At 60.5% G+C, this 12,437-nt stretch carries 9 protein-coding genes; 3 read left to right on the top strand and 6 right to left on the bottom strand.

The window, feature by feature from the left end; all coding sequences use genetic code 11:
* Nucleotides 1–298 precede the first annotated feature (298 nt).
* Nucleotides 299–2,011, top strand: coding sequence for a ShlB/FhaC/HecB family hemolysin secretion/activation protein (locus tag BGRAMDRAFT_RS15300; protein WP_083803823.1), 1,713 nt, complete (start codon nucleotides 299–301; stop codon nucleotides 2,009–2,011).
* A gap of 17 nt (nucleotides 2,012–2,028) precedes the next feature.
* On the opposite strand, the gene BGRAMDRAFT_RS15295 is transcribed toward BGRAMDRAFT_RS15300, so the two are convergent.
* On the bottom strand, nucleotides 2,029–2,721 hold the full coding sequence (locus tag BGRAMDRAFT_RS15295) for a phosphatase PAP2 family protein (RefSeq protein ID WP_006049679.1): 693 nt from the start codon (nucleotides 2,719–2,721) through the stop codon (nucleotides 2,029–2,031).
* Between the two features lie 163 nt (nucleotides 2,722–2,884).
* Here BGRAMDRAFT_RS15295 and hmpA point away from each other — a divergent pair, with 163 nt between their 5' ends.
* Entirely contained in the window at nucleotides 2,885–4,099 is a 1,215-nt protein-coding gene (gene hmpA / locus BGRAMDRAFT_RS15290) for an NO-inducible flavohemoprotein (protein ID WP_006049678.1), read from the top strand.
* Between the two features lie 32 nt (nucleotides 4,100–4,131).
* Here hmpA and BGRAMDRAFT_RS15285 read toward each other — a convergent pair whose 3' ends face one another.
* The 4 genes from BGRAMDRAFT_RS15285 to BGRAMDRAFT_RS15270 all read right to left on the bottom strand — a co-directional run bounded on the left by BGRAMDRAFT_RS15285 (nucleotide 4,132) and on the right by BGRAMDRAFT_RS15270 (nucleotide 9,606).
* Nucleotides 4,132–4,665, bottom strand: a complete 534-nt coding sequence (locus tag BGRAMDRAFT_RS15285) for a GNAT family N-acetyltransferase (protein WP_006049677.1) — start codon at nucleotides 4,663–4,665, stop codon at nucleotides 4,132–4,134.
* A 69-nt stretch (nucleotides 4,666–4,734) separates the two neighbouring features.
* Nucleotides 4,735–7,308 (bottom strand): ATP-binding response regulator, encoded by a 2,574-nt coding sequence (locus BGRAMDRAFT_RS15280; protein ID WP_006049676.1) that lies wholly within the window; start codon nucleotides 7,306–7,308, stop codon nucleotides 4,735–4,737.
* A 29-nt stretch (nucleotides 7,309–7,337) separates the two neighbouring features.
* Nucleotides 7,338–8,375, bottom strand: a complete 1,038-nt coding sequence (locus BGRAMDRAFT_RS15275) for a 3-oxoacyl-[acyl-carrier-protein] synthase III C-terminal domain-containing protein (protein WP_006049675.1) — start codon at nucleotides 8,373–8,375, stop codon at nucleotides 7,338–7,340.
* Nucleotides 8,376–8,550: 175 nt separating this feature from the next.
* Nucleotides 8,551–9,606: a porin gene (locus BGRAMDRAFT_RS15270; protein WP_409372868.1), complete on the bottom strand. Its 1,056-nt coding sequence runs from the start codon at nucleotides 9,604–9,606 to the stop codon at nucleotides 8,551–8,553.
* A gap of 234 nt (nucleotides 9,607–9,840) precedes the next feature.
* On the opposite strand from BGRAMDRAFT_RS15270, the gene BGRAMDRAFT_RS15265 reads away from it, so the two are divergent.
* Nucleotides 9,841–11,199, top strand: a complete 1,359-nt coding sequence (locus tag BGRAMDRAFT_RS15265) for a dipeptidase (RefSeq protein WP_232292273.1) — start codon at nucleotides 9,841–9,843, stop codon at nucleotides 11,197–11,199.
* A 26-nt stretch (nucleotides 11,200–11,225) separates the two neighbouring features.
* Here BGRAMDRAFT_RS15265 and BGRAMDRAFT_RS15260 read toward each other — a convergent pair whose 3' ends face one another.
* Nucleotides 11,226–12,374, bottom strand: a complete 1,149-nt coding sequence (locus tag BGRAMDRAFT_RS15260; RefSeq protein WP_006049672.1) for a branched-chain amino acid ABC transporter substrate-binding protein — start codon at nucleotides 12,372–12,374, stop codon at nucleotides 11,226–11,228.
* Nucleotides 12,375–12,437: the final 63 nt, after the last annotated feature.

The following is a 12,437-nucleotide window of genomic DNA, read 5'->3' as shown; positions in this document are numbered from 1 at the left end:
CGTGCCCCATTGTGCGCCTGAAAGCCGCTGCAATAATACGGGCGTGCGCACAATCGGGCCGCCTCGCGAGAGCCCAATCCACTTATTAGCATGCGGCGCGCCTCGCGCGGGACAGGAGACGTGATGAACAGTATTTCGCCGACATCGTATGCAAGCCGTGCCGACGGCATGCGTGCGATGCCGTTCGATGCGCCGCATTCCGTGTTGCGCTCGCAGCTTGCGCGTTAAGCGGCGTATTTCATCGACGGATGCGCTGGCGCGCGTCGGCAGCATGCGCTGCGCGCTGCTGGCGTGTTGCATGGCGTGTTGCGTAGCAGCGGCGCTTCACTCTTCGGCCGTGCTCGCGCAGGCCTGGCGAGACCTTGCGCCGCAGCCGACGCCGCCCACTCCGCGTAGTGCGCCGTCGCAACCTTCCGCGCCATCGGAAGAGAATGCCGCGCAGATCGCAGTGTCCCGACTCGAGGGACTGGTGTTCCAACCGGCCGGCGCGAGCGCTCCTGCCGCCACAACGCAGCCCCGCATTGCCGCCGAAGATTTGCCCCTGCTCGACGCGGCGTTTCTTCATTCGTTCGACAGCGATCTCGACAAGCCCCTCACGTTCGGACGCCTTGCCGACATGCGCCGTGCCGTGGTGGAGCGCTATCGCGCCGCCGGCAAACCGCTCGTGGATGTGTACGTGCCCGAGCAGGACGTGAGTTCGGGCGTCGTGCATATCGAGGTCGCGGAGTTTCGGCTGGGACAGGTGCGCACGAATGGCAACCGCTATTTCTCCGACGATCTGCTCAAACGTGAAATGCCGCTCGAAGCGGGCGCGCCGATTCTGCAGTCGGACGTTTCGCTCGGTCTCGCGGTACTCAACGCCAATCCTTATCGACGCGTGGATGCGGTCTTTGCGCCAGGTGAAGCGGCGAATTCAACCGACGTCATCCTGCAGACCGACGACCGCCTGCCGCTTCGCGTGAGCGCCGGCTACGACAACGCGGGCGTGCGCGATCTCGGCCGCGACCGCTTTTTTGCCGGCATCGACTACGGCAATCTGTTTGGGCTCGATCAGCATGTCGCGTATCAATTCACGGCGAGCAACGATTTCTTCAGCGGCAACCCGGACATTGAAGGACGCCCGAACCGCGCGCGCTTCATGGCTCACGCGCTGAACTACATTGCGCCGCTGCCGTGGCACGACAGCATCGAACTATTCGGCGTCTATGCACAGAGCACGCCGCGTCTGCCGGACAGTTACGGGCAAACGGGCATTTCCGCGCAGATGAGCGTCCGCTACGACTGGCGTCTGCCGACCACGACGAATACCGCGCAGCTCGTTCAGTTCGGCTATGACTTCAAGCGCAGCAACAACAATCTGGAATTCGGCGGCTTTCAGGTGTTCAACTCGAACACACACATCCACCAGTTTCTGCTTACCTACGATGTCAGTCAGCCGGGCGACGCGGGCGTCGGGCACCTATCGGCGACACTCGTGGGAAGTCCTGGCGGACTGGACGGCTCGAACAACGACGCCGCGTTCGCCGCCGCGCGGCAAGGCGCGACCGCCCGCTATGCGTATCTGCAACTCGCAGCGCAACGCGCGATCGTGCTGGGCGGCTTTACGTTGACCGGGCGCGGCGCGTTCCAGTGGACGCCGAATACGCTGCTACCGAGCGAGGAAATGGGCCTCGGCGGCGAGACCAGTGTGCGAGGCTACGAGCCGTACGTCGTGCTAGGCGATCGCGGCTGGAACGTGCAGACGGAATTGCGTGCGCCCGCGTTGCAGTTCGGTGCGAGCGGCGCGGCCGCGCAACCGTTTGTGTTCGTCGACGCGGGCCATGTGTGGAACCGCGACGATCAACTCGCGGAACCCGCTCATGGGTCGCTCGTTAGCGTCGGCGCGGGCGTGCGTTTTCAATGGTCGCGTTTCGTCGATTTTCGCTGCACGTATGGCGTGCCGCTGCGTGCGCCGACGCCGGGCGCATCGAAGGCACCGATGGTGCTTCTGTACGTTTCTATCGGCAGTTAAAGCCTGCGTCGCACGCGTTATACATGTTTCAGCACGCTGCTCGCGAGCTTGCGCAGTTCGTCGAACTGGGTGACGAGTTCGAGACAGAGCACGAAGGCCAGCATCGCGGAAGGGCCTGGGTAGCGTTCGCTCAATCGCAATAGCGGGCCCGCGTAACGCGCGCGAACGGCTTCGCGTGTCATGACCCACGTGATCGCGATTCCGATTGCCGCGCCGACGAGGAGATCCGTCGGATAGTGAAAGCCGAGATAGGCACGCGGGACGCAGATAAAGAGCGCGGTGTAGATCAGCGCCAGCACGCCGATGCGCTTGCAGATCAGAAAGATGCCGGTGGCGATGGCCATCCATAGCATCGCGTGGTCGCTGGGGAATGAACTCCACGAAGACAGCAACGCGTCTTTGGACACGCCGGCCGCAAAGTGCAGATTCAGTTCGGAACTGTAGACGGGGCGCACTCTGAACGGCAGCCAGTGCGTGAGCGTTCTTCCTACAAAAAGCGCGACGAGACCGCTGAGTATCGTTGCAATGACCATTTCGCGCCGCCATGCACTGCGCTCGCCGGATTGAAACCACATCCACCACAACACCGGTATCAGCAGAAGACCCTTGAAGGTGTAGAGATCGGCGAGTGCCTGTATTGCATGCGTTGTGTGCAAGCCGAAGTGAATGTTTGAAAGATATGTCTCAATGGTTATATCGAAGCTATTCATCTTTTTGTGGGGTTCCCAATCAAACGGCTAATGGTCAGTGTAACTGATGATTAGCCGTCGCCAATTTTCACCGGATGCTGCGCTGTCACGCGGTTTGCTACATGCGTTTATTCATGGACTCTCGCGCGCTCGCGACGCGTGCACCGCATGAAAGGAGAGGCAAATGCTTACGCAGAAAACGAAGGACGTTGTAAAAGCTACGGCCCCTGTGCTGGCGCAGCATGGGCTGCCGATCATCAAGCGCTTTTACGAACGGTTGTTCAACGCGCACCCGGAACTGAAGAACGTATTCAACATGGCCCACCAGGATCAGGGCCAGCAACAGCAGGCTCTCGCTCGCGCCGTCTACGCTTACGCAGAGAACATCGAGAATCCCGGCAGTCTCGCGGCGGTGCTGAAAAATATCGCCAACAAACATGCGAGCCTGAATGTCCGGCCGGAGCATTACCCTATTGTCGGAGAACATTTGCTCGGCGCGATCAAGGACGTACTCGGCGACGCCGCCACCGACGAGATCATCTCCGCGTGGGCACAGGCTTATGGCAATCTCGCGGACCTGTTGATGGGAATGGAAAGCGAGTTGCGCGAGAAGTCGACGCAACAACTCGGCGGCTGGACGGGCTGGCGCAAGTTCGTGGTCAAGGAAAAGCGGCCTGAGAGCAGCGTGATTACATCGTTCGTGCTTGAACCGTCGGACGGGCAGCCGGTCGTCAACTTCGAGCCGGGCCAGTACATCAGCATTGCAGTAGATGTGCCTTCGTTGCAGTTGCAACAGATTCGCCAGTACAGTCTGTCCGACATGCCGAATGGGCGCAGCTATCGCATCTCCGTCAAACGCGAGGAGGGCGACGCTTCGCGGCCGCCGGGCTATGTGTCGTCGCTGCTTCACGAGCATGTGAACGTGGGCGACGAAGTCAAACTCGCCGCGCCGTACGGCACGTTTTATATCGACGTACACGCGAAAACGCCAATCGTGCTGATCAGTGGCGGCGTCGGTTTGACGCCGATGGTCAGCATGCTCAAGCGCGCGATTCAGGACCCGCAGCGGCAAGTGGTATTCGTGCATGGCGCGCGAAACGGTGCGGTCCATGCGATGCGCGACAGGCTTCGGCAAACCGCCGCGACGTATGCGAACTTCAAGGCGGTGGTCTATTACGAGAACCCGCTACCCGCCGATATAGCGGGTCAGGACTATGACCGTGCGGGCTTTATCAATCTCGATGAGTTGCGTGATCTGATTCTGCTGCCCGACGCGGACTACTACATTTGCGGGCCTATTCCATTCATGCGCTTGCAGCACGATGCATTGCGCGCGATGGATATTCCCGAGACGCGGATTCATTACGAGGTGTTCGGCCCGGACCTGTTCGAGGAGTAAAAGCCACGGCTTATTGAATGGCTTTACGACGTTTATGCAATGAGTTGCTTATGAAAGAAAGTAGTGCCGCAAAAGCTGCCGTCGGGCATTAACGCATAGTTCGGCACTTCTCCGACACGTTGCCAGCCTGCGCGCTCATAGAGCCGCTCGGCATCTCCGCCGGTCACGGTATCGAGCACGAGTACGGACTTGCCGGCGCGGCGCGCTTCGTCGTCGGCGGCGGTCATGAGACGCGCCGCAATGCCGCGACGCCTCGCGTCTCGGTGCACGAGCATCTTCGCGACATCCGCGCGATGAGGCTGGTTCTCGGGCTGCGCCGTGATCAGTTGCACGGTGCCGACGATCTTGCCGTCAGCGCGTTCGGCAACCAGTAGGATTCGCTCGTCGCGGGCCACGCCATTCGCGACCTGTTGCCAGAAGTGAAGCGCGGTTTGCCGCGAGATAGGCAACATGAAGCTGACCGACGCGCCGCCTTCCACGCAGTCGATCAGCAGATCGGCGAGCGAATCGACACAGGCCATTGCTTCGTCGGCATGGATGCGTCGAATGGCTATCGTTTCAGTCATCGTTGGCTCCGTGAGTTGAAAGGCAAGTATGTTTAGTGCTGCCGGTTAGCAAGGCGTTTTGAAAGATCATTAGTCGCTCAATGTCTTGCGATGATTCTCAGGCGCCTTCGCCGAAGCAAAATATGTCTGCAACGCGGGCGCCGACCGGTCGCTTAACGAGCAGATTCGCGCGAGCCAGTCTGCCTCAGCAGGCCATTCGCCTTCCAGCACGCGCGGATAAATCTGGCGCACGAACTGATGCAGCGCTTTTGCGCCGATATTGCCACTGACGCCGAGCAGCACATGCAAGGCGTCGCGTGTCGCGTCGAAGTCGCGCGCGCTAACGCTCGCGGCGAGTTGCGCCACCGTCGAGCGAATCTGTTCGATGCCGTTGAGGAATGTCTGGTCAAGCAAGTCCAGCGCGACCAGTTCCTGAAGATGTTTCTCGTCGAGCAACGGACCTTCATGCAACGCGGCGAGCTTGCCCGCAGGCAACGTGTTCTCCGGCGACGACACCGTGTCTGCCGTCACATGGTTCACTCGATGGCGTGCAAATTGCCGCGCCAGCGCTGCATATAGCGCGCCGATTTGCGCGGGCTTGGTCATCACTTCGTTCATGCCCGCGGCGAGACAGCTTTCTATCGCCTCGCGATCCGATTGACTGGTCAACGCGATGATCGGCACGCTCGCGTAGGCATCGGAGCGCGCGCGGATCAGCGCGGTGGTCTCCACGCCGCCCGTGCCGGGCATGTTCATATCCATCACGATGGCGTCGATAACGACGCCTTGCTGCAAGCGCGCCAGCACGGCCGGTCCATGCTCGGCTTCGACGACCGTCGCGCCGAATCGCTCCAGATAGCCTTTCGCGACCAGTCTGCTGTAGGTGTCGTCGTCCGCGAGCAGAATCGTTCTGCCGACGAAGCCATCGAAGCGCTGCGTACGGCCATGCCGATGACCGTTCTCGAAGAGCTTATGCAAAACACCGATCAACTCGACCATGCTCGCCGACTTGCTGACGAATTCGTCCATGCCTGCGCGGCGCGCGAGAGATCGCGCCACGTTGCCCGGCTCCGCCGTATAAGCGACGACGATCACATTGCAGTTCGGGTTGCGACGATCGGCGCGAATTCGTTCGGTCACCGTGTAGCCGTCAAGCGTCGGCATGTTGATGTCCATCAGCACCAGGTCCCACGGCTGGGACTCGCTGAGCGCGGCGAGCGCGGCCTCGCCGTCCGCTGCTTCACCAGGCTTTGCGCCCACCTTCGACAGTGCCCGTTGAACGCGCGCGCGCTGGTCTGCATCGTTATCGACAACGAGAATACGTTTGCCGTCGAAAAACGGGGCGGCACGATTAAACATGTGCTGCTCGTGCTGGGCGACTTCGCTTTCGGAAACGCGCGGAAATTCGAGTGTGAACTGCGTGAACTGACCGACCTCGGAACGGCAGCGTATCGTGCCGCCGAACGCGCGCATTGCGCGCTGACAGTAAGCGAGTCCGAGGCCCGTGCCTGCGGAATTGCCCGCCGTGCGAAACGGCTCGAAAAGATGCGGCAGGATTTCGGGCGCAATGCCCGGACCGGTGTCGTGCACGATCACTGTTTGCCGATCCACCGTCAGCGTGAGCGTGGCCAAAGGATGCGCCGCAATGTGATGCAGCGCATTCTTGATCAGGTTGAAAAGCGTAAACAGATAAACCGTTTCGTCGACCTTGAAGGTGAAATCTTCGAGCACGGCGAGTCTGACTCTCGCGCGTTCGTTCTGGTCGCCGAAGCCGTATTCGTCCAGCGCCTTGCGCGTTGCGGCCGCCGCACTCAGATACGTGAATTGATCAGGGCGGATGGCTTTCGCGCTGACTTCGTCAAGTGTCATCGCGATGATGCGCAACCCGCGCTCAATCGACAACTGGCCGTGTGCCAGGTGCCGATACAGCAGTGCAATCCGGCGCTGTGATGCGGCCGGCGGCGAGTCATGACCTATTGCCGCGGGCAAGACTTCTTCTACTCTATCGAGAACATGCTTGAGCTGGCTGAGAGGATTGCGCATCTCATGAGCGATCGACCCGGCAAGCGCGCGAAGCGCTCCGGTTCTCGCCTGTGCGACGATCCCCTTCAGATTGCTGTATGAGAAGGTGATGCCGGCGAAAATGCCAAACGTGAAAACCGGCAGATAGGTGTAGAGAAAGAGATGCGCATCGACGTGGACGGCTTCCGGAATAACGATTCGCGCGCACAGAATAGCAGCGCCTATGCCGAGCGCAAGATTCAGCGACAAGGCAACGAAAGACGGAAAGATGGCGATCAGAAAGAACACCATGCCCAGTTCCGCCATCGACCAGAGCATCGAGTAATGACCGGACAGCAGGTAGTAAGTGAAGAAAAACGGTAGCGTGTACGCTACCGTTACGAAGTAAAACCACGGCAGGAGGCGCGCTGTCCTTGCGGGCCAGAAACGGCGCAGGAGCAGCAATGCGCAGCTTACGGTGCCGACAACCCGCATCAGCAGGTTCTCGTTCGGTTGCGGATCGATGAACGTCCACCACAACCAGTACACCGGATGTCCAACGGTGCCGATCAGGCCCACAGCCAACACGCTGTAATCGGAGACCTTCGCGGCATCGGACACGACCCGGTTGAGATAGCGGATGCCCCCTGAAATGGCTTTCATGTCGCTCTTTAACTTTTATTGAACCGGCCTCAGAACTTGAAGCTGCTGACGTTGAATGACATGCCGGCACTGCCAACCCAGCACAACACTCTGTCGCCGCGCTTCAGTTCTCCGCTGTCTTTTGCCATGGCTATCGCGGCGGGAATAGAGGCCGAAACGAGGTTTCCCGTTTCCGGATAGATGTGATACATCTTGTCCTCTATTCCGGCCTTTTCTCCGTAGCCGTGCCACGCTGCCTTCGAAGAAGCATGGGTAAAGACAATGTCGATGTCTTTCCTCGGAATCGGCAGTTTAGCGAGTACCGCGGACAGTTCGTCGGAATTCTTGTGAAGCTCGTGGCCGAACGATGTAAAACGCATGTCGCCGTTCTTGCCAATTCTTTCCGACGGATGGCAGAAGCCTTCGTAGCCGGGAATCGGAATGGTGCACAGGTCCGATACCTGGGGCTTGCCCCGAAAGGCAAAATTGAAGTTGTCCGGCTCGTTGGCGACCAGCAGCGTGGCGGTGGCGGCCTCGCCGATCGTAAACGACGGCAGCGTGTATTCGATTTGCGCCTGGTTCTTCAACGCAAAATTCCCCGGGTAGAGTGGACCGCCTGCGAGCATATTGAATTCGGCATTCACGATCATAGCGTTTCTGTACTGACCGCACTTGAACAAACTGTCGATAATCGACATCGCTCGTGTCCAGCTCATGCAGGCGTCCACCACGTCGAAGCATTCCGCATTGATGAAGCCGAGCGTGCTCGCCATCATGTGGCTATTGCCCGGCTCGAGAAACCCTCTGCCGATGCCGACATAAATGAACAGCTCGATATGCTCGGGCCGCAAATAGGTTTCCGACAAAGCCTTGCGAGTGGCCATGGCGACGTGATCGATGGGCGATTCGTGGCTGTCGCACCAGCGCCGGTTGACGAGCCCGCTTCTGTCGAGCAGTGTCTTGATGGTGCGTATGCCTCTGTCGATGTCCCCGTCGTAGCCGGTGGAATGAAACCGGATCATGTCGGCGACTTCGTCATTGGTGACGATTCGGGAAGGCAGGCTGACCGCAACGTTCTTGATAAGCATAAACAATCCGTGAAAGAGGGTTTTTGGTGGATGGAGTCCCGTTCGCGCGTGGCGGCGGGCGCGGGTACTTCGGCGTCCGCCTCACGGCGCTCGTACATTAACGCGTCCACCGCGACTGGCGAAAATACCGTCGCCCTCGCTGGATCATTTAGTCGGCCTCGCGGCCAATGTCTGGCTAGAACCGCTCGATCATTCCCAATTGCACGCCGCGAACCGGCGCACCCGGATAGGCCGCGGGAAGGCCGGTGACGTTGACGCCGCGCAGGGTGAAGGTGGCGTCGTGGTGGTTGCGCAGCATTGCGCCGCTCGCGTAGAGCGTGAGTTTCGGCGAGAGATCGTATTCGCACGCCACGCTGAACTGGTCCGCGTCGTTGTCGCCGCCCGAGCGACCGCGTGCGTACGCATAGCCCAACGAAGCGCGCAGGCGCGGCGAGAACGCATAGCGCATCGAAAGCGAAAGGCCGTCGTCGTGATACCGCGGCGAACCGCCGTCGCCGTTGAAGAACGACGCATAGGCGGTCGCTTGGCTGAACTGGTAGGAGACACCGCCGAGGTTCGCGCGCAAGGTCGTTCCGCCATGCGTTTGCTGATGCGCGTAGGAAACGCGAAGCGGTCCGTTGCAATAGGCAAACGTTTCGTAGTCGCCGGATAGTCCGTTGCCATCGCCGCTGTCGCGCAGTGCGACCATGACCGTCGTCGTGAAGCCGTGAAAGTCCGGCGACAGATAGGCGATGCCGTTGTCCGTATAAGGCGTGATTTTGGACAGGTTATTCAACCCCGAGGCGATCGTCCCCGCGCCGAAGGCGTCGAGTTGTCCTTTGAACGGAATGTAGATCGGCGAGTACTGGCGGCCCACACGCACTTCGCCCCACGGCGCGCCGATGCCAATCCACGCCTGGCGGTTGAAGATCGTGCCCGCGGTGGCCAACGTGCCGTCGGCCGAGCTGAAGCCGTTTTCCAGTTCGAACAGAAGGCGTGTGTCCGAGTCCAGTTGCTCCGAGCCGCGCAAGCCGATTCGCGAGCCGCGGTAAGCGCCCGAGTCGAGGCGCGGCGTCCATGATGAGCCGGGATTCGTGACTTCGATACTGGTGTCGATCGTGCCGTATAGCGTGACCGTGTTTTGCGCGAGAACATTCGGCGCTACGGAAAAGCATGAACTCGCGATGGAGAGAAAGAGCACCAGCCGCGCCGTGCGGTTGTTGCATGAATGAAAGGGCTCGGTAAAGTGCATCGAATGTTTTTGATGGAATAGCGGATATACCGCGAAAATAAAGCGGAGGCTCTGCCGACGGAGTCTTTGCATACGTCGCGTTTAACTGCATGCTGCCATCAGACCATCAATCGGATACTAATGACAATGCTGCCAACCGACGACGACTCTATTTCACTTTCATTGATATGGGCCATGATCCGAGATGACCCGGCAATAGATCAAAACCGCTGCATGGTGGAAATAACAGGCTGGATGATTCCACTAGACCCGACCGCAATCACCGTCGACTATTTCCTCCTCGCCGCGCAAGAACCTTGTTGCGGCGGCTGTGTGCCACGCGATCCTTTCACTTGCATTGAAGTCATTCCGCTCGAGCCGGTCGCGCTCGACGCAGGCCTAGTCACCATGCGTGGCCGTCTGATGCGACTCGTCGACGATCCTGCGGGCTGGCGTTATCGGCTCGAACTGGCCGAGCGTATCGATGAAGCGGCGAGCGTCACCCAGCCGCCGGTTTCGCGAATGAGCCGCCGTGCATTCCTCGCGTCAAGCACCGCGCTGGGGCTCGCGGCTTGCGCGCCTGGCCGCTTTGCCGGATACACCGAGTCGCGCTCAGAGCAGCAGCAATGGCAGGCATCTCCGGGCGCATTGACCATCGACATGCACAGCCATGCGGGCCATGTCATCGTCTCACGCGATCCGGCCATAGGCGACCATCGGCCATTGACGCCCGTCAGCGCCTCGATGCGAGCGGGCGGGATGAATGTGATCTGCCTCGCCATCGTCACCGACACGTTGGTCACCCACGTCTCGGCCGATCGCAAGCGTTTCGAGGCGTGGCGCGAGCCGCAGCCAGGCGAGCTATATCGACTCGGCCAAACGGAATTCGCCCGCGCGAAAGAACTGGTCGATCGCGAGCAACTCGTCATCGTGACGAATGCAAGCATGCTGGCGTCGACGGAAAAAGAAAGACCGCGCGTGATCATCGCCGCCGAGGGCGCGGACTTTCTCGAGGGGCAACTGGAGCGTGTCGACGAGGCGTACTCGCGCCATCATCTACGTCACCTTCAATTGACGCATTACCGTGTGAACGAACTCGGCGACATTCAAACGGAGGCGCCTGTTCACGGCGGCTTGACCGATTTCGGCGCGGATGTCGTGCGCCGCTGCAACGAACTGGGTACTGTGGTGGACGTTGCTCACGGCACGTTCGATCTCGTGAAGCGCGCGGCGTCGGTCACGACGAAGCCGTTGGTGCTCTCGCACACGGCGCTCGCAGGACATCCGGGCGCGCGCAGCCGCCTGATCACAGCCGACCATGCGCGCGCTGTCGCGGACACGGGCGGCGTGATCGGCGTGTGGCCGAGTTCCGGCACATTCCACGACCTCGATGCGATGGCGCACGGCTTCAAGCGCATGGCGGATGTGGTGGGCGTCGAACACGTCGGCCTCGGCACCGACATGTTCGGCTTCATTGCGCCGCCGGTTTTCACGCGCTATGAACAACTACCGGCGTTGGGCGCAGCATTGCTCGCCACCGGCTTCTCCCAAACACAAACCGAACAGCTACTAGGCGGCAACTATCGGCGCGTGTTCGAGGCGTCGTTGAGTTGACTCTCACTCAACAACGCCCCCAACCCTCAAAGCCCACTAACCGTCTTCACCGTCACCCACTGTCCGTTCTTCACCTGATAAAGCGTGGAAGAACCCGTCTTCAGCGAGCCGTTCGCGTTGAACTCGATCTGCCCTGTGATGCCTTCGAAGTTGATGCTTTGCAGCTTCGCGCGGTAGTCGTCGGGCTTGGTCGAATTGGCTGCCTGCATCGCCTTGATCGCGGTCCACGCGGCGTCGTAGCCGAACGGCGCATACGAGAGCACGTCCTGGCCGAACTTCTGCTTGAAGCGCTCGGCGAACTTCGCGCCGACTGGCGTGCTGTCGAGCGGGCGCCCGTACTCCCATGCCATTGCGCCTTCGGACACGTTGCCCGCGAGCTTGATGAAGTCGACGTCCTTCACGCCGCCGCCGCCCACGTACTGCGCCTTGAGGCCGAGCTGGTTCATCTGCTTCATGATGCCGGCCGCTTGCGGATTGAGCGCGCCCACGAAAATCAGATCGGGGTTCTTGCTCTTGAGGTTCGTGAGCTGCGTCTTGAAGTCCGTCGCCTGATTCGTCGTGTATTCGCGATCGATGATGTCGCCGCCGTGCGCCTTCACTGCCTTCACGAACTCATCGGCTTCGCCTTGACCGAAGGCCGTGCGGTCGTCGATCACCGCGATGCGCTTGGCCTTCGTCGTCGTCACTGCATAGGCGCCCGCGGTGCCGGCGTTTTGCGCGTCGCTCGAAATCACCATGAAGACGTTCTTGTAGCCGCGGCTGCTGATCACCGGATTAGTGGCGGCCGGATCGATGACGGGCAACCCCGCTTTCTCGTAGAGATCGGAAGCAGGAATAGTCGTGCCGGAGTTGAAATGGCCGACGACAACCGACACGCCTCCATCCACGAGCTTTTGCGCGACCTGCACGCCGACACGCGGGTCGGCCTGATCGTCTTCGGAGACGAGTTCGAACGAGACAGGCTGGCCGTTGATCTTGACGCCTTGCGCTTTCGCGTCGTCGAGCGCCATTTTGACGCCGTTCTGCAGGTCTTTGCCGTAACTGGCGTTGGGCCCCGTGAGCGGTGCCGCAAAGCCGATTTTGACGACCGTCTCCGCGCGAGAGGCGAGCGGTGCGACGGCGAGCAGTGCCGCAACTGCAACTGCGATAGGGGTGAAAGTCTTAGCAAAACGCATGTCTTCTCCTTTTTGTCGGTAAGCATGAGGTCACTGCTATGGCGTCCGCGAACGGCCGCCAGG

This window comes from Paraburkholderia graminis C4D1M (genome assembly GCF_000172415.1).
Taxonomy (GTDB): Bacteria; Pseudomonadota; Gammaproteobacteria; order Burkholderiales; family Burkholderiaceae; genus Paraburkholderia; species Paraburkholderia graminis.
Note: the sequence above shows the minus strand (reverse complement) of the source record. Positions and strands in the feature narration are given on the sequence as shown.